We start from the raw sequence: 18532 nt of genomic DNA on the forward strand, positions 1-18532 counted from the left end.
ATGAGGACAGTCTTGCGCGCGCCTCTCCGCCGCATGATGGCCGCTGGGCTCATCGTCGCGGCGACGACAACCTGGGGGCTGGTCAACGCCCCCACCCACGCATCGGCGGCCCCGTCGGCGTCGAACATTCCTGCCGACCCGTACGACGTCGCCGGCTACGCCCCGGACGGCACGACCAACGTGGCCGCGAGCGCCAGGGTGGCGTCCTCGTCCAGCTACGAGATGGCCAACGAGTCCTGGGCCATGTCGCTGCTCAACAACGGGGTGGCGGGCAAGGCCGATGGCTGGAGCACCAACCCGTACGACAAGGTGCAGAACCCCGCCACGGCGGCCTGGGTGAGCTACGACCTCGGGGCGTCACACGACATCGACCGCGTCGTCGTGTTCCCGAGGGACAAGAGCTTCCCCGCCGACTACCGCATCGAGGTGTCGGCCGACGGCAACGAGTACCGCAGCGTCTTCACCAGCACCGGCAACGCGGCCGGCCGCACCGCGCCCCAGGTCGTCGACCTGGCCGACGTGGAGGGCCGCTTCCTGCGGCTGTACGTCACCCGCCGCAACGGCGTCCCGACCGGTGACGGTTACCTGGTACAGCTCTCCGAACTGGCCGTCTTCGGCGGGCTCAACGAGACGATCCTGTCCATCGAGAAGCCCGCGCTGCTGCTGGAGACCGGGACCGTCGAGCGGCTACCCCACCGGGCGGTCGCGCCCAGCGGGACCCCGAAGCTCGTCTGGACCTCCTCCGACGTGGGTGTGGCCACCGTCGACGGCTCGGGCGTGGTGACCGCCGTGGCACCGGGCAAGACGGTGATCACGATGGCCGCGCCGCAGCTGGGGAAGTCCACGTCCATCCCGGTCGAGGTCCGGAACGAGGTGGAACGGGTCGAGGACAAATTCGTGATCTCGGCCTTCTGGCCGCCCACCACGGAATACGTGAACGAGACCCAGTACAGCTACCTGGGCGACGCGGGGATCGATCTGGTGCTCGCGACCCAGCTGCACACCTCCAAGGAGATCAACCTGGAGATGGCGCGGCTGGCGCACAAGAACGGCTTCCAGATCATGGTCCAGGACGGCCGCATCGGGCCCGGCATGGTCAACATGACCGACGAGCAGATCCGGAAGGAGGTGCTGGGATACACCAACGTCCCAGGCGTCGGTGGGTTCTTCATCGTGGACGAGCCGTACGACCCGACCCCGTTCGCCCGGGTGTTCAACACCATCAAGGAGGTCGCGCCCGAGTACGACGCCCACCTGAACTTCCAGCCGAGCTCGGTGTACGGGTCCGAGGCCGAGTTCGCGCGGGTGACGCAGGGGTGGCTCGACCGGGTCGGTGACCGCGGTTACCTGATGTACGACCGGTACCCCTTCGGCTGGACCGAGAACAGCCTCGACTACACCGGCTTCCTGAACAACATGAACACGGTGCGGAAGGTCGGGCTGGCCAACAACGTCAAGACGGCGCAGTACCTGCAGGCCGTCGGGGTTCCTGGCAACTTCCGGCGGATGAACCCGACCGAGATCCGCTACGAGGCCAACATGGCTCTCGCGTACGGGTACAAGAACCTCTCGTACTTCACCTGGTGGACGCCGACCAACCGCGGCGAGGTCTTCACCGACGCCATCATCACCGCGGACGGGAAGAAGACCGACCTGTTCGAGCCGGTGAAGCAGCTCAACAGCGAGATCCACGCCCTCGGGCCCACCCTGATGAGACTGGACGCCAAGGAGGTCTACCTCAACGGTCAGACCTGGGGCCAGGAAGCGGTGCCGGCGGACTTCCTGGTGCGCGCGCAGTCGAACGACGACCTCACCTTCTCGTACATGCGTGACCGCGAGAACGGCCGCAACTACGTGATGGTCGTCAACAACAGCTTCACCCAGGCGAAGGACGTCTCGCTGCGCTTCGGCACCGGGATCGGCTCGCTCGAGGAGATCAGCCGGCAGACCGGCAAGCCGGTCGGCGTCGCGCTGGACAACGGGGCCCTGAACCGTAGGTTCGACAAGGGCGAGGCCGTCCTCTACATGCTCCCCGCCGGCTACGACTACGACGCCCGTCCGACTCCGGTGAACGTCAACATCGCCGAGCGCAAGCCGGTCACCGCCGACAGCACCCAGAGCGGGGGCGACTGGTCGCCGACCAGCGTCACCGACGGGCAGCGCTTCGCCCAGGGCGCCGTGAACGGGTGGAGCACGCCGACCACCGAGGCCTCCCGGAAGGCGAACCTCACGGTCGACCTCGGCAGGGAACAGGATCTGAACCGGATCGACCTCTACCCGGCGGGCACCGCCATCGACTACGGCGGCACCTTCCCACGGGACTTCACCCTCCAGGTGTCGTCGGACGGCGAGTCGTGGCGGACGGTCAGGACCGTCAGCGGTCAGGGCCGCGCCGCCGGTCCGCTCAGCTACAGCTTCGACGCCACCAAGGGCCGCTACGTGCGGATCGCCGTGCAGGAGATGAACCGGTGGGGCGGCCGCTACGCCGCGGCGTTGGCCGAGCTGGAGGTGTACCACGACGACGGCGGCACCGCGGCGCCCGAGTCCCCGCCGGCCACGCCCGCGCCACCGCCGTACGTCGAGGGCCAGAACATCGCCAAGAACAAGACGGTGGTCGTGTCCTCCACCACCCCCGACAGCACCTACGAGCAGTGGGGCTACGCCTCCAAGTTCCTGGTCGACGGGCGGACGGACAACGGCTGGACCAGTAACATCCGGCGACACACGACCCCCAACGCGCAGGAGTGGGCCGTCGTCGGGCTTCGCGCCGACTACGACGTGAGCGAGGTGAAGGTCCACGCGATCGGCGCCTTCCCGGTCGACTACAAGGTGCAGCTCTCGTCGGACGGCGGCGACTGGACCACCATCGCCGACGTGAAGGGTGACGACGGCAGCACCGCGAAGCCGCGGGTGTTCACCCTGGACAAGCCCGTGCGCGCCGCCTTCGTCCGGATCGTCAGCAGCAAGCTGCGCATGGGCGGCCACGCGGCCGACGGCTACCTCATGCAGGTGGCGGAGATCGAAGCCTTCGGCACGCCGGCCAGCGACCGGCAGGCACTGCGGCAGCGGATCGCCGAGGCCGAGGGCAAGTCGGAACCGCAGTACACGGCCGAGAGCTGGGCGGGCCTCACCGAGGCACTCGCGAAGGCCAGGACGGTCGCCGCGGCCGCACACCCCTACCAGTACGAGGTGGACAAGGCCGAGCGGGCGCTGGCCACCGCCCTGGAGGCGCTGGTCCGTCATCCCAACTGGGAACGCGCCGTCGAGTACCGCAAGGGTGCCCGCGTGATCCACAACGACCGGGCGTACGAGGCCCAGTGGTCGACGCGCGCCGAGGTGCCGGGCGTCTCCCCGCGGGGCGCCTGGGCCGAGGTGGGGGTTCCGGTGCAGACCCCCGAGGGCAGGTACGCCTCGTGGACGACCTCGTGGATCTACACCAGCGGCGACATCGTGGCCCACGACGGCCACCTGTGGAAGGCGCAGTGGTGGACTCGCAACCAGGAGCCCGGTGACCGGAACGGGCCCTGGCTCGACCTCGGGAGCTACTGACAGGTCAGTGCGGGCCGGGGCGCGGTCGTTCACGACCGCGCCCCGGCCTTCTGGTCATCGGCGCGAACGCGGAAACCGCAGTAGGGCGAGTTTCCACCCCGAGAAGTGGTGACCCTTTGTGCTCATATGCTCATGCTCGCAGCAGGACATCGTCGTCGAGCCGAAGCTGGTCATTCGCGAGTCCAGCATGGCTCAGCGTCGAGGTTCTGCGCGCCTACGGTGCGGCGACCGGGACGGCCTGGGCCGCCGTAGACGGATCATGATCTCGTCAGGCCGGTGGAGGCGCGGGCGACCAGAGCCGGTGCGAACATCGCCTGCTCGTGCCGGTGCTGCGGGTTGGTGGCCTCGTCGAGCGCCAGCCGGGCCGCGGTCCGCCCGAGTTCCTGGCGGGGCTGGCGAACCGAGGTCAGCGGGACGGCCGCGGCGGCCGCGAAGTCGATGTCGTCGTAGCCGACGATGGCGAGCTCGCCCGGCACGTGTACGCCCGCGCCTACCGCGTGTTGCAGCAGGCCGAGCGCGAGCAGGTCATTGGCGCAGAAGGCGGCGCCGGGCCGCCGCCGCGCCGGTAGCCCAGCGAGACGCTCGCCGGCGGCGCGGCCCTCGGCGACGGTCAGTGCACCGGTGGGCAGGTGGAGCAGATCGTCGGTGGGGCGACCGAGTTCCGCCCACACCTCGCGGGCGCCGCGCAGCCGGTCGCGGACCTGGCCGACTGACTCCGGGCCGCCCACGAAGGCCACCCGCTGGTGTCCACGTTCGAGCAGGTGTTCGACAGCGATCCGACCGCCGAGCACGTCGTCTACGGCGACTGAGCACTGGTCGCGGGTGTCACCCGCGCGGTCGACCAGCACGATCGGGGTGCCGCGACGGGCGGCCTCGGCCAGGTGCGGGGCGCCCGGGTCGACCGGGGTGAGCAGGATGCCCTGGACCCGCTGCTGGAGCAGCCGGTCGAGGTGTTTGGCCTCGCGTTCGATGCCGCCGCCGGAGTTGCAGACGAACACCGAGAGGTCGGCGTCCTCGGCAGCGGACTCGATGCCGGCGGCGACGTCGTGGAAGAACGGGTTGCCGCCATCGAGCATCACGTAGGCCAGCGCGCGGCTGGTGCCGGCGCGTAGCTGGCGGGCCGACTCGTTGCGGACGAAGCCGAGCTCGGCCATCGCGCGCTCGACGCGCTCGCGGGTGCTCGTGCTGACCACGGACGGGCGGTTGAGCACGTTGGAGACCGTGCCCAGCGAGACGCCTGCGGCGGCGGCGACCTCCTTGACCGATGGGGCACGGCCGTTGCGTGCAGTCACGATGTTCCTTTCGCTTGAAACGTCACATCGGATGGTAAGGGTTGACGCGGCAGGTGCTCGCCCCTAGTTTGGGCGCATGGCTGATGAAACGTTTCACAGCGCGCTGCGCGACCAGCGCATCGAGACGCCGTCGTGGGCGTACGCGAACTCCGGCACCCGTTTCAAGGTGTTCGCGCAGCCAGGCGTGCCCCGGGACCCGTACGAGAAGATCGCCGACGCCGCGGTCGTGCACCGGCTGACCGGGATCGCGCCCACCGTGGCCCTGCACATCCCGTGGGACCGGGTGGACAACTACGCCGCGCTGTCGACGTACGCGACAGAGCAGGGCGTCGCGCTCGGCGCGATCAACTCGAACGTCTTCCAGGACGACGACTACAAGCTCGGCAGCGTCACCAACCCGGACCCGGCGGTGCGCCGCAAGGCCACCGACCACCTCCTCGAGTGCGTCGACATCATGGACGCCACCGGCTCGCGGGACCTGAAGCTGTGGTTCTCCGACGGCACCAACTACCCGGGTCAGGACGACATCCGGTCCCGGCAGGACCGGCTCGCCGAGGCGCTGCGGGAGGTCTACGACCGGCTCGGCGACGACCAACGGATGCTGCTGGAGTACAAGCTGTTCGAGCCGGCCCTCTACACCACCGACGTGCCGGACTGGGGCACCGCGTACGCGCACTGCCTGGAGCTCGGCCCGAAGGCGCAGGTCGTGATCGACACCGGCCACCACGCGCCGGGCACCAACATCGAGTTCATCGTGGCGTTCCTGCTACGGCGGGGAAAGCTCGGCGCGTTCGACTTCAACTCGCGCTTCTACGCCGACGACGACCTGATGGTGGGCGCCGCCGACCCGTTCCAGCTCTTCCGGATCATGTACGAGATCGTCCGCGGCGACGCGCTGAAGCCCGAGGCCGGGATCGCGTTCATGCTCGACCAGTGCCACAACATCGAGACCAAGATCCCGGCGATCATCCGCTCGGTGCTCAACGTCCAGGAGGCCACCGCCAAGGCCCTGCTGGTCGACCGGGAAGCGCTGGCCGACGTACAGAACCAGGGTGACGTGCTGGCCGCCAACGCGGTGCTGATGGACGCCTTCAACACCGACGTGCGCCCGCTGCTCGCCGACTTCCGCGCGGCCGAGGGCCTTGACCCTGACCCGGTCGCCGCCTACCACCGCAGCGGCTATTTCGACAAGATCCGTACCGAGCGCGCCGGCGGCGTCCAGGCCGGCTGGGGAGCCTGACATGTCGACCGTTCACGAACTGATCGCCCGTTCCCACCGACTCGGCGCGGACCCGCGCAACACCAACTACGCCGGCGGCAACACCTCTGCCAAAGGCAGCGCCGTCGATCCGGTCACCGGTGAGCCGGTCGACCTGCTCTGGGTCAAGGGCTCCGGCGGCGACCTCGGCACCCTGACCGAATCGGGTCTCGCGGTGCTGCGCCTGGACCGACTGCGCGCCCTGACCGGCGTCTACCCCGGCGTCGACCACGAGGACGAGATGGTCGCCGCGTTCGACTACTGCCTGCACGGCCGCGGTGGCGCCGCCCCGTCGATCGACGCCGCGATGCACGGCTTGGTCGACGCCGCGCACGTCGACCACCTGCACCCGGACGCCGGCATAGCGATCGCGACCGCCGCCGACGGCCCGGCGTTGACCAAGGAGATCTTCGGCGACCGGGTGGTCTGGGTGCCGTGGCGGCGTCCGGGCTTCCAGCTCGGCCTGGACATCGCCGCCGTGCAGAAGGCACACCCGCAGGCGATCGGCGTGGTCCTCGGCGGTCACGGCATCACCGCGTGGGGTGCCACCAGCGAGCAGTGCGAGGCGCACTCCACCGAGATCATCGAAACCGCCGCGGCCTACCTGTCCGCGCACGGCCGCAGCGCGCCCTTCGGCGAGCTGCTGCACCAGCCGCTGACCGCAGAGGTACGCCGGGAGCGCGCCGCCGCCCTGTTCCCGGTGCTGCGCGGCCTCGCCTCCACCGACCGTGCCCAGGTCGGCCACTACACCGACAGCGACGTCGTCCTCGACTTCGTCGGCCGCGAACGGATGCCCGAACTCGCTGCGCTCGGCACCTCCTGCCCCGACCACTTCCTGCGCACCAAGGTCAAGCCACTCGTCGTGGACACCGCCCCCGACGCGCCAGTCGACGAGGTCGTGGCCCGGATCAAAGAGCTGCACGCCGCCTACCGCGACGACTACCGCGCCTACTACGAGCGGCATGCGTCGCCGGACAGCCCGGCGATGCGCGGCGCGGACCCGGCGATCGTCCTGGTCCCCGGCGTGGGCATGTTCTCGTTCGGCACGAACAAGCAGACCGCTCGGGTGGCGGGCGAGTTCTACGTCAACGCGATCAACGTGATACACGGCGCCGAGTCCGTCTCCACCTACGCGCCGATCGACGAGGCGGAGAAGTTCCGCATCGAGTACTGGGCCCTGGAAGAGGCCAAATTGGCCCGGATGCCCAAGCCCAAGCCGTTGGCCGCCCGGATCGCGCTGGTCACCGGCGCCGGCTCCGGCATCGGCCGGGCGATCGCGCTGCGCCTGGCCGCCGAGGGCGCCTGCGTGGTGGTCGCCGACCGGGACACCTCGTCGGCCGAGGCGGTGGCCCGCGAGATCGGCGGCCCGGATCAGGCGATCGCGGTCACCGCCGATGTCACCTCCGCCGCGGCCGTCGCGGCCGCGGTCCGCGACGCGGTGCTCGCCTTCGGCGGCGTCGACCTGGTGGTCAACAACGCCGGGCTGTCGCTGTCCAAGTCGCTGCTGGAGACCACCGATCAGGACTGGGACCTGCAACACGACGTGATGGCCAAGGGCGCGTTCCTGGTCTCCCGGGAGACCGCCCGGGTACTGCTCGCCCAGGGCATGGGCGGCGACATCATCTACATCTCCAGCAAGAACTCGGTCTTCGCCGGCCCCAACAACGTCGCCTACGGCGCGGCCAAGGCCGACCAGGCCCACCAGGTACGGCTGCTCGCCGCCGAGCTCGGCCCGCACGGCGTTCGCGTCAACGGCATCAACCCCGACGGTGTGGTGCGCGGCTCGGGCATCTTCGCCGGCGGGTGGGGTGCCGACCGGGCCGCCGTCTACGGCGTGCCGGAGGAGAAGCTCGGCGAGTTCTACGCCCAGCGCACCCTGCTCAAGCGCGAGGTGCTGCCCGAACACATCGCCAACGCGGTGTTCGCCCTCACCGGCGGCGAGCTGACGCACACCACCGGCCTGCACATCCCGGTCGACGCTGGCGTCGCTGCGGCCTTCCTGCGATGACCGGTACGTTCGCCGCGGTCGACCTCGGCGCGTCCAGCGGGCGCGTCATGGTCGGCCGCGCCGGGCCGGGCCGGCTGAAACTCACCGAGGCGCACCGGTTCGCCAACGAGCCGGTACGCGCCGGCGGCACCCTGCACTGGGACATCCTGGCCCTCTTCAAGGGCGTCCTGCACGGCCTGCGCGCGGCCGGTCCGGTGAACAGCCTCGGCATCGACACCTGGGCCGTCGACTACGGTCTGCTCGACGCCTCCGGGGCACTGCTGGGCAACCCGGTGCACTACCGCGACGCGCGGACCGACGGCGTCCTCGGCCCGGTCACCGAGCAGCTCGGCAAAGAGCGGCTCTACGACACCACCGGGCTGCAACAGCTGCCGTTCAACACCCTCTACCAGCTCGCCGCAGCCGCCGGCACCCCGCAGCTCGCGGCCGCCCGACGGCTGCTGATGATCCCCGACCTGCTCGCCTACTGGCTCACCGGTGAGCAGGTCACCGAGATCACCAACGCCTCCACCACCCAGCTGTTCGACGTGCGCAGACGGGTCTGGGCCACCGAGCTCATCATCGACGCCGGACTCCGGCCGGATTTGTTCGCGCCGCTGGTCGAGCCCGGTACCCGGATCGGCTCGGCGCGCGAGCTGCCGGGCACGCCGGCGGTGGTGGCGGTCGGCTCGCACGACACGGCCTCCGCAGTGGTGGCGGTTCCCGCGGCAGGTGCCGACTTCGCGTACATCTCCTGCGGCACCTGGTCGCTGGCCGGTCTCGAACTGGCCCAGCCAGTGCTGACCACGGCATCACGGGCGGCGAACTTCACCAACGAGAGCGGCATCGACGGCACCATCCGCTATCTGCGCAACGTCATGGGACTGTGGCCGCTGCAGGAATGCCTGCGCGAATGGGACAACCCCGACCTCGCCGAGCTGCTCAAGGCGGCGGGCGAGGAGCCGGCGCTCGGCCACGTCGTCGATCTGGACGACCCGGTGTTCCTGCCGCCCGGCGACATGGCAGGGCGGCTCACCCGCATCGCCGGGCTCGCCGCCGGCACCGCACCGGCCCGCATCGTCCGCTGCATCCTCGACAGCCTCGCCCTGGCCCACCGCCGCGCGCTGCGCCAGGCGCAGCAGCTGTCCGGGCATCACGCCGACGTCATCCACATCGTCGGCGGCGGAGCACGCAACGCGCTACTCTGCCAGCTCACGGCCAATGCCTGCGGCCTGCCGGTCATCGCGGGGCCGGTCGAAGCCACTGCCCTGGGTAACGTGTTGGTGCAGGCTCGCGCCGCCGGCGCGGTCGGCGGCGGCCTGACACAGCTACGCACGCTGGTGCGCGACACCCACCACCTCACCCAATACCAGCCACGCGGCGACGAAGCAGCCTGGCGGGCGGCCGAACAGCGGTTGGAGGCCTGACATGCGTGTCGCACTCTTCGCCACCTGTCTCGCCGACACCCTGTTCCCGCAGGCGGCCGAGGCGACCGTACGGCTCCTCGAACGGCTCGGCCACGAGGTGGTCTTCCCGATGGAACAGACGTGCTGCGGGCAGATGCACGTCAACACCGGCTACCAGCGGGAGGCGCTGCCACTGGTGCGCCGCTACGCCGACGTGTTCGCCCCCTACGACGTGATCGTCGCGCCGTCCGGATCGTGCGTCGGCTCGATCCGACACCAGCACGCCATGGTCGCCACGGCCGCCGGGGACACCAGGCTGGCTGCCTCTGCGGAGGAGGTCGCCGCACGTACCTACGAGCTGTCGGAGTTTCTCATCGACGTGCTCGGCGTCGAGGACGTGGGCGCCTGCTACCCGCACCAGGTCACCTACCACCCGACCTGCCACTCGCTGCGGATGCTGCGGGTGGGGGACCGGCCGCTGCGGCTGCTGCGCGCGGTGCGCGGCCTGGAGTTGATAGAGCTGCCGCATGCGCAGCAGTGCTGCGGGTTCGGCGGCACGTTCGCGCTCAAGAACGCGGACACCTCCGCGGCGATGCTCGCCGACAAGATGACGAACGTGCTGGCGACCGGCGCCCAGGTGTGCGCGGCCGGGGACGCGTCGTGTCTGATGCACATCGGCGGCGGATTGTCCCGGCTGCGTACCGGGGTGCGAACCGTGCACCTGGCCGAAATCCTGGCGTCGACGTCATGACCGACAGCACCGAGCCGGCCGCGCCGAACGACGGCCACGCGGGCGGGGTTCGGCAGGGCGGGACCATGAGCACGGAGGCGGAATCGTGACGTTTCTCGGTATGCCGGCGCGTGCGCCCCGTGGTGTCGGGCACCTGCGCGGCGACCAGCCGTTCCCGGCCGCGGCCCGCGAGGCTCTGGCGAATTCGCAGCTGCGGCGCAACGTCGGCCACGCCACCACCACGATCCGCGGCAAGTCGGCGGCGGTGATCGGCGAGCTGCCGGACTGGCAGCAGTTGCGTGAGGCGGGCTCGGCGATCAAGGCCGACGTGATGGCGCGGCTGCCCGAGTTGCTGAAGCAATTGGAGGCGCGGGTCACCGAGGCCGGGGGAGTGGTGCACTGGGCGGCGGACGCCAACGAGGCGAACGCGATCGTCACCTCGCTGGTACGGGCCACCGGCAGCGACCGGGTGATCAAGGTGAAGTCGATGGCCACCCAGGAAATCGGCCTCAACGAGGCTCTGGAGGCGGCCGGAATCGCGGCGGTGGAGACGGACCTGGCCGAGCTCATCGTGCAGCTCGGCCGGGACAAGCCGAGTCACATCCTGGTTCCGGCGATCCACCGCAACCGCGCGGAGATCCGGGAGATCTTCCTGCGGGCGATGCCCGGCGTCGACCCGGCGCTGACCGACGAGCCGCGGGTGCTGGCCGCAGCCGCGCGGCGCTACCTGCGCGAGACGTTCCTGTCCACCAAGGTGGCCGTGAGCGGGGCGAACTTCGCGATCGCCGAGACCGGAACCCTGGCGGTGGTCGAGTCCGAGGGCAACGGGCGGATGTGCCTGACCCTGCCGGACACACTGATCACCGTGATGGGTATCGAGAAGGTTCTCCCGACCTGGCAGGACCTGGAGGTGTTCCTGCAACTGCTGCCGCGCTCGTCGACCGGGGAGCGGATGAACCCGTACACCACGATGTGGACCGGGGTGACGCCCGGCGACGGGCCGCAGGAGTTCCACCTGGTGTTGCTGGACAACGGGCGTAGCGCGGTGCTGGCGGATTCCGTCGGGCGGCAGGCACTGCACTGCATCCGCTGCTCCGCCTGCCTGAACGTGTGCCCGGTGTACGAACGTACCGGCGGGCACGCGTACGGGTCGGTCTATCCGGGGCCGATCGGCGCGGTGCTGTCGCCGCAGTTGACCGGGATCGAGGACAATGCGTCGTTGCCGTACGCGTCGTCGCTGTGCGGGGCCTGCTTCGACGCCTGCCCGGTCAAGATCAATATTCCGGAGCTGCTGGTGCACCTGCGCAATCAGGCCCCGCACCCGGCAGCAGAACGGGCGGCGATGGCCGCGGCCGCGTACACCATGGACCACCCGAAGCTGTATGCGGCCGCGCAGCGCGCCGCGAAGCTGGCTCGCATCGCGGGTCGTCGCGGCCAGGGTCTGCCGCGGCCGCTTTCCGGCTGGACCGCCGCTCGGGACCTGCCCGAATTGCCCAAGGAGACGTTCCGCCAGTGGTGGGCCAAGCGATGAACAACCACTCCACACCCGCACCGCTGCGCCCAGAGGACGACTCAGGAGCCGGAAGTAGCCGGGATCTCGTGCTCGGCCGCCTGCGCGCCGCCCTCGGCGACCAGCGCCCAGCGCCGGCGGAGGTGCCCCGGGCCTATCAGGGACCGGCCGGCGCGGGCGATGCGCACCGGCTCGCCGAGAACCTGGCCGACTACCACGCCACCGTGCACCACTGCTCCACGGGTGGCATCGCCGCCGTCATCGACCGGCTGCTCGCCGGGCGTGCCGCCGTCGTGCCACCCGGCCTGCCGGAAGGCTGGCTGCCACCCGGAGCGACGGTGCTGCGCGACGACGGGCACCTCACCCACGCCCAGATCGCCGCCAAGGACGTGGTGATCACCGCGGCGGCGGTCGCGATCGCCGCCACCGGAACCATCGTCCTGGACGCCTCGCTCGACCAGGGCCGTCGAGTGCTCACCCTGCTCCCGGACGTGCACGTCTGTATCGTCCACACCGACCAGGTGGTTGCCTCGGTACCGGACGCGATCGCCCGGCTCGAACCGGGGCGGCCACTCACCTGGATCAGCGGTCCCTCGGCCACCAGCGACATCGAACTCGACCGGGTCGAGGGCGTGCACGGCCCTCGCACGCTACACGTCCTGCTCGTCACCTAGTGCCTTGACCACGAAGGTTGAGGGTGTTGGTGAGGCTGCGCGGGTGGCGGGTCGGCCCCAGCGTCGTTGTCGTTCGCTGCGGATGCGGGCGCGTTCGCGGCGTTGGGCGGCCAGGACGTCGGGGTGGCGGGCGTTGGCGTTGCGCCACCGCAGGTAGGCCTGCAGCCGCCGGGTCAGGACGGTGTGGTTCGGGTGGTTCGAGCCGGTGATGACGAAGGTGCGTAGCGGCCCGCAAAGCGACCGCGCAGGCCCGGCCCCGGCCTGCTGGCGACCTCCGGCCGGCATTGGCCGGGCCGCCCGGCCACGCTTGGAGACGACCAGGACTCGAAGACCTCGGAGTCCGCCCCGAACCCCGACCCTCCTCAGAGATCCGCCAGCGAGGCCAGGTCCGCAAGATGACCACGGACGGCGAGGGAGTGGTGAGAGATACCGAGAGGCGTCCGCTGCTAGAGCGCGAGCATCGCCGCCGCGACCTCCTCGGCGGCCGCATCGGGGATCGCCGTCGCGGCCCGTTCGAGCACGAGCAGCCGCGCACCGGGGATCTCGCGCGCGAGCGCTTCGCCGTTGCCGACAGGGAAGAACGGGTCGCGGCGACCATGCACCACAAGCGACGGGATCGCGAGCTCGGACAGGCGCTCGCGCCAGCGCGGCTTGCAGTCGAGCTTGGCGAACACCATGCCCAGGTGGTTGGCCATCTGCACCGCGGGCTCCATGCCCGGCGTGCGGTCCCATCTGCGCTCGGCGGTCGCGCGCGCGGCGACGGGGTCGTCACCGAGGATCTCCGCGCCTGCGGCGGCAAACTCGGCCACCGCGGCGCGGTCGGACCAATCGGGCATCGAACGCGAGAACAGCCGGGTCATCGTCGCCGCGTCGTGGTCAGGCAGGTCGTCGTCGACCGGGCCTGGGGCGACGGGCCGCGTTCCGGCGAGGGTGAGCGCCGAGAACGCGTCCGGGTGGTCGAGCGCAGCGACCTGGGCGACCATCCCGCCAACGCCGATGCCCGCCAGGTGCGCAGGCCGGTCGTCGAGTTCGCGGGCGAGTGCCGCGGCGTCGGCTGCAAGGTCGCGCAGCGTATACGCCGGAGCCTCGGGATCGACGGTGGTCGACGCGCCGGAATCGCGCAGGTCGTACCGCACAACGTGGCGCCCGCCGCGCGCGAGCGCCTCGCAGAGTGCGTCGGGCCAGGAGAGCATGGTCGTGCCGCCCGCGAGCAGAACGAGCGGCGCCGCCGTGTCGCCGAAGTGTTCGACCCCGAGCGTGACGCCGTCCGCCTCGACCGTCGTCATCACGCCTCCGTCATCGCGATGACGCCGCCGGACGTGCGGAACGAGTGGACCGTCGGATACATCATGAACCTCCAGGGCGGCGTGGTGGACCTGTGACGCGGGGACGGCGGCACAAGCTACACGTCCCCGCCGTTGGTATGCGTCGCGTTGAACGTACGCGACTGGGGTTGGCTCTCAGAGATGGACAACTGGCCGGGCGGAAGGCCGCGTCCGCGGAAGTGGTGTACGACTCGCCCGTGATGGGCGTGTTGCGTAGAGAGATGAGTGGCTGGAGTACTACCGTGTGCTGCGCTCGCCGAGCGTGTCAGCGCCTGGGGACCAGGTGGGGACCACACGGTGTGCGCGCTGGTGACCGACGTGCCGTCAACTGCACGGTCTGATCTTGGGAACGGCGTGCGTGACGTGCGTGGACGTGTGGCGAAGCGTCCTGGGGGTCAAGGGGTCGTCGGTTCGAATCCGGCCGTCCCGACGCAGCTCAGAGGGCATATCTCATCGATGGATATGCCCTCGTCTGCATTCTGGGGGCCAGGATCGGTCAAGTTTGCGGCGGCTAGCGCATTTTGACCAGTCGTTAAGGCTGCTCGCAAAGCGGGCTGCGCAGGCAGGGCGCAGGCCTACTGGCGACCTGCGGCCGGCGGCGGCCGGACCGGCTGGCGACGCGGACAGAAGGTTGCTTCACGAGCTAGCCGGGTTTGATGGTGGCGAGTTGGACAAGCAGCTGAACCAGCCGATAAGCGTCGGCGAAGTCAGCGGCGTGGAAGGCGACCGTTCGGCCACCGCCGACGCGGGTCACACCCGGCACCAGAACGGCGAGGTCGACCATGTAAGGGCCGTACAGGTCGACCTCAACGTCCAGAGGCCCGGCAATCTTTGGCGGGGGGATCGATGCTCGCAGGGTGATCGCATCGGCGGCGGCGCGGCGTAGCCGCTCCCGTGCCTCCTGCGGATGCACGGTCACGGCGGCGGCCTGACCCAGGGCGTGCTTGACGGCGACGGTGACCGCCGAGGGCGCCAGCTCACTGAATTCCGCGCAGGCGGTGTCGTCTCCGCTGAGCAGAACGACGGGCGTGTCCAGGTGCCCCGCCATGGCGGCGTTGAGGCCGATCTCGCCCAGCGACCGTCCGGCTACCCGCACGTCGAGGATGTCACCGCTCATCGTGTGCGCCAGCACGGCCGGCCCAGCGCCGGCCCGAGCGTGGTAGCCGATGAACATGGCGGCATCCGTGTCCTCGTCCAGCCCCGTGAGCATGCCAAGCGAGCGGGGTTTGCCTCGCGCTAGGTGAGCGCGCCGGTCGAGGTCCTCCGGCAGGATGTTCCGGAACGGTCCGTGTGCGTCGGCGACCCACACGACGGCGTCGGGTTCGGCATCGAAAACACCGGCAATCACTGCGTTCGCATCGGCTGTCATCAACGCCCGGCCCCGCTCATAGTCGTAACGATCCGGATTCGTCTCGGTGGGATGCACGATCCCCGAGATCCCTTCCATGTCTACAGAGATCAAGACCTTCATGGATGTAGGACCTTACGCGTTCCTGGCACAATGGTCGATCTCGCACCACGCGAGCGCGAAGGCCGGGTGCCAGAAGACGAATGCCGCGTGCCGTGACCGCCAGCGTGTCAGCGACCGGGGACCAAGCGGGAACCACACGGCCTGCGCGATGGGTCCGGCGCAGACACCATGGACCGCGCTTGGCTCGGGATGCTTGAACGGGCCGCAGCCCGGGGCGAGGCGCCGGCGGCGCCCACCCATCACCGGGTGGCGACGACACCGATAATGCTGCTACGCGCCGAGTACGCGATGCGCGGTATCCCCTCGGTCCCCGACGAGGTGCTAGTCGAGATCGTGGACGAGGTGTTCCTACCCCTGGTACGCGGCCTCGGCTGACTCGGCATCGACCGGATCGGCACGGCGACGGACGGATCGGATGTCGCCAAGGTCGCGCTGATACCCAGCGATACGAACTCCGCACCGGACAGACGGCGCTGGAACAGCATCTGACGCCAGAACCCGTCGGCAAAGTCGATCGGCCGGACCGTCGACGCAACTACGCTGGGACTTGACGCGGTCAGGCGGGTGGCACGGTGGGCGCCGCGCCCGGTGCGGGCGGGGCGATTGCCCGCCGGCCCGCACCGGGTCCGGATCAGCGGAGGGTCAGGTGTCGTAGCGGCAGTTGCCGCCGGTGTTCGCCGTGCAGTTGTTGAGCTGGAAACTGTCGATGTTGATTGCGTAGTTGCCGGTGGTCGACTGGTTGGGCACGGCCAGGGTGACGCGCACGGAGGTCGCGTTCGCCGGAGCGGTGGCGGTCAGCCGGTATTCCAGCCAGTTGCTGGCGAGCGTCGACGCGGTGCCGGAACTTGTCGACAGCAGGGTGCCGCCGGAGTTGTACCAGGCGAGCTGGAGCTGTGTGGTCACCGCGGCGTTGGCCCGCAGCCTGGTGAAGAGTTTGTACGTGTTGCCGGCGGTCACCGCCGGCCGGTTGGTCAGCGAGATCGACGAGCTGCTGAAGGGGCCGGTGTAGGTGTTGTACTGCGCCGACCGACGCCCGTCGAAGTAGGTGCAGGAGATCCCCGAGGTGCCGCAGGAGGGGGTGACCTGGTGCCAGCCGCTGGACGAGGTCAACGTCGACGTGCTGCTGCCTGGCGTGGCCGCCTCGAATGTCCGCTGCTCGGCCGTGAGCGAGTCGTTGTTGGCGCCGACGTCGCAGCAGGTGGGTGCGGTCAGCATCGGGTGGTTCGCGATGTTCCCCGTGGCCGTGGAGGGGTGCGGGTCGATATAGAAGCTGGCCGACAGCTCACTCGGGTCGTAGTAGTTGCGGAAGCCCGGGTCGAGGTTCCAGTGGTCCACCCAGTTGTACATGATCTCGGGGTAGTACGGCGCTCCCGTCTCCGTCATCCAGGCGTGCGGAGCACCGAGCACGTGCGCCAGCTCGTGCCCCGCCACGCCGGTGGTCCACGATTCGGTCACCGCCGAGCAGTGCCCGCCGGAGGAGCCGTAACCACCGCCGGTGGGACACAGGTAGGCGTCGGAGTTCGAGGCGAAGTCGGTGAAGACGAGATAGATGCGGTTGCTGTCGTCGTATCCGGCAGAGATCAGGTCACTGCGGACGGTGGCCGCGCTGGTGTTCGGGTTGGCCCCGGCGTCGATCTTCTCGGGAACGACCAGCGAGCGGGCGTAGCCGGCGTACGTGCTGGTGTCGTACCCGGTGCGGCAGCTCAGCTTGACGTGCTGGTCGTAGTTGCTCGACTGGTCCAGCGCCCAGTCGACGCGGTCGACCACCTTGGCGATGTACTCGACGTTGGCCTCGTAGTTGTTGCCGTTGCCGTCGTGCCAGGCGTAGATGACCTGGAGGGCGGGGCTGGCCCCGGTCGGCGCGGACGGGTTGGCCACTGTCGACTGGCACCCGCGTACGGGCACGTCGGGGAGGGCTGGCTGCGCGTACGGCTGAGTGGGTTCGGCGCCGGGCCCCCACGCGTAGGCGGCGGTGGGTGTGACCACGGCGAGGGCGGTCGCGAGCAGGGTCGCGGCGGCGGCGGTGAGGGCGTGTGCCCGACGTGCCCGGAGGTGGAGCCTTGGCAAAGGGTTCTCCTCGGTCGGCAGGTGCGCGCTCCCAGATCGAGAACGCCTACCCATCTAAGCCGATTAGAGTGATGTGCATCAATACCTGCCGTGAAAGTTCACGGAGGAGTCGCCTTTGCGACTGGCCATGCTCCAGGTGTCGACGAAATGCTGGCCGGACGGCTGTCATGGCCGACGGCCGCCTACCGCGGCAACCCCGAGGTGATCATTCGGTACCGCAAACCTCCCCCGACGGCAGCGAACTGCCCGACTGGAAGAAGGAACTGAACAGGCAGCACCGCAAGGTCCGGGCGCGGGGTCGAGCACGCCCTGGCCCGCATGAAGACATTCACGACCCTGCGCGATCGCCGGCGCGCCGCCAGCGCATTGGCCGACCCCGCTTCCGGCATCGCCCACCTCCACCACACCATCCTGCTCGGGTGACATCAGTACCGTTGAACGGCAACGCCATCACCGAGTTGCGAGACATCTTTCAGAAGGTGGGACAGGCGATTCTAATCCAGCCGTCTCGATAAGGGGCAAGGCATGATCAGCGGAAACCGTGCCATGGTTTTGATCATATTCGCGCCTCTCGATGCTGCGGGAGGGTGCCGGAAGGGGGTTCACCCGGCGACCGGCTGAGAAACAGCAGCGCTATCAGCTGCCCGCCAGAGCCACCCGGATCGCTGACGCCACTCCCCGGATCATCCCTGCGGCAGGGGAAGTGATTCATGCCCGAGCCGCGGATCCCGGGCGGTTCACCCGAGGACGTGCCGGATCTCCTCGATGGTGGCGGTGGACCCCCGCCGCAGCGCCACGTACCCGGGGTCGTGTCGGGCCATTTCGTCGTAGATGGACCGGAGCTGGTCCAGCGCCTCGACGGCGGCACCGCCGGGCGTGCCACTGCGGAGGGTGGTCAGGTGCCGGCGTTCGGCGTCCAGCAGGGCGGCGAACCGGTTGCCGGCCGGTGCGGTGGGTCGGATCTCCGCCACGGCGACCAGTTCCACCAGCGCCCGGGACTTGGCCCGCTGCACCACGGCGTACGCCTCACCGACCGCGTCCCGGGCCAGCAGGCAGCGCACCAGCCCCTGGTAGACGCCCTGTTTGCCGCGCACATAGCTGATCCGGGAGCGGTCGTCGTGCGGCCGTTCCCGCCGGCTCGCCTCGATCAGGTCCACCGCTTCGGCGTAGAACGGCTCGGCCGAGGCCAGCTCGCCCTGCGCGGCGTGCAGGTCGGCCAGGCTGTGCGCGGAGGCGGCGGCGGAATCGAAGTACCCGGCCGGG

The 18532-nt window shown here is 69.9% G+C and carries 13 protein-coding genes and 1 pseudogene; 8 read left to right on the plus strand and 6 right to left on the minus strand.

The features are described 5' to 3' along the window. Positions 1 to 12: 12 nt before the first annotated feature. Positions 13 to 3549 (plus strand): discoidin domain-containing protein, encoded by a 3537-nt coding sequence (locus tag LPU43_RS24690; RefSeq protein ID WP_229402906.1) that lies wholly within the window; start codon positions 13 to 15, stop codon positions 3547 to 3549. Positions 3550 to 3806: 257 nt separating this feature from the next. Here the strand turns inward: LPU43_RS24690 and LPU43_RS24695 are convergent, their stop codons facing one another. Next, positions 3807 to 4841 carry a LacI family DNA-binding transcriptional regulator gene (locus LPU43_RS24695; protein WP_229402907.1) on the minus strand — a complete coding sequence of 345 codons (1035 nt, stop codon included), beginning with the start codon at positions 4839 to 4841 and terminating at the stop codon, positions 3807 to 3809. A gap of 76 nt (positions 4842 to 4917) precedes the next feature. Between LPU43_RS24695 and rhaI the strand changes: the two genes are divergently transcribed. The 6 genes from rhaI (at position 4918) to LPU43_RS24725 (ending at position 12406) form a co-directional block, all read left to right on the plus strand. Beyond that, entirely contained in the window at positions 4918 to 6081 is a 1164-nt protein-coding gene (gene rhaI, locus LPU43_RS24700; protein ID WP_229402908.1) for an L-rhamnose isomerase, read from the plus strand. Between the two features lies 1 nt (position 6082). Next, positions 6083 to 8107 carry a bifunctional aldolase/short-chain dehydrogenase gene (locus tag LPU43_RS24705; protein ID WP_229402909.1) on the plus strand — a complete coding sequence of 675 codons (2025 nt, stop codon included), beginning with the start codon at positions 6083 to 6085 and terminating at the stop codon, positions 8105 to 8107. Beyond that, positions 8104 to 9513 (plus strand): rhamnulokinase, encoded by a 1410-nt coding sequence (locus tag LPU43_RS24710; RefSeq protein ID WP_229402910.1) that lies wholly within the window; start codon positions 8104 to 8106, stop codon positions 9511 to 9513. Before LPU43_RS24705 ends, LPU43_RS24710 begins: the two co-directional genes overlap by 4 nt. Before the next feature lies 1 nt (position 9514). Then, positions 9515 to 10243, plus strand: coding sequence for a (Fe-S)-binding protein (locus LPU43_RS24715; protein WP_229402911.1), 729 nt, complete (start codon positions 9515 to 9517; stop codon positions 10241 to 10243). 82 nt (positions 10244 to 10325) lie between these two features. Further along, positions 10326 to 11753 (plus strand): LutB/LldF family L-lactate oxidation iron-sulfur protein, encoded by a 1428-nt coding sequence (locus LPU43_RS24720; protein WP_229402944.1) that lies wholly within the window; start codon positions 10326 to 10328, stop codon positions 11751 to 11753. Then, complete coding sequence (locus tag LPU43_RS24725) at positions 11735 to 12406, plus strand: LutC/YkgG family protein (protein WP_306416168.1); 672 nt, start codon at positions 11735 to 11737, stop codon at positions 12404 to 12406. Before LPU43_RS24720 ends, LPU43_RS24725 begins: the two co-directional genes overlap by 19 nt. Here the strand turns inward: LPU43_RS24725 and LPU43_RS28825 are convergent. The 3 genes and pseudogenes from LPU43_RS28825 to LPU43_RS24735 all read right to left on the minus strand — a co-directional run. Next, positions 12383 to 12640, minus strand: a pseudogene (locus tag LPU43_RS28825) (hypothetical protein); the annotation flags it as partial. The gene LPU43_RS24725 and the pseudogene LPU43_RS28825 overlap by 24 nt on opposite strands. A 212-nt stretch (positions 12641 to 12852) precedes the next feature. Next, the gene (locus tag LPU43_RS24730; protein WP_229402912.1) at positions 12853 to 13692 is read right to left on the minus strand and encodes an alpha/beta fold hydrolase; all 840 of its coding nucleotides are present in this window, start codon (positions 13690 to 13692) and stop codon (positions 12853 to 12855) included. Positions 13693 to 14374: 682 nt separating this feature from the next. Then, the gene (locus LPU43_RS24735) at positions 14375 to 15202 is read right to left on the minus strand and encodes a M55 family metallopeptidase (protein WP_229402913.1); all 828 of its coding nucleotides are present in this window, start codon (positions 15200 to 15202) and stop codon (positions 14375 to 14377) included. A gap of 246 nt (positions 15203 to 15448) precedes the next feature. Between LPU43_RS24735 and LPU43_RS28990 the strand changes: the two genes are divergently transcribed. After that, a complete protein-coding gene (locus tag LPU43_RS28990) occupies positions 15449 to 15577 on the plus strand; it encodes a hypothetical protein (RefSeq protein ID WP_373321810.1) in 129 nt (42 codons plus the stop codon). A gap of 267 nt (positions 15578 to 15844) precedes the next feature. Here LPU43_RS28990 and LPU43_RS24745 read toward each other — a convergent pair whose 3' ends face one another. Continuing rightward, entirely contained in the window at positions 15845 to 17269 is a 1425-nt protein-coding gene (locus LPU43_RS24745; RefSeq protein ID WP_229402914.1) for a hypothetical protein, read from the minus strand. A gap of 737 nt (positions 17270 to 18006) precedes the next feature. After that, a partial coding sequence (locus LPU43_RS24755; protein WP_229402915.1) for a hypothetical protein occupies positions 18007 to 18532 on the minus strand: 526 nt, incomplete at its 5' end.

This window comes from Micromonospora okii (assembly GCF_020884795.1).
GTDB lineage: Bacteria > Actinomycetota > Actinomycetes > Mycobacteriales > Micromonosporaceae > Micromonospora > Micromonospora okii.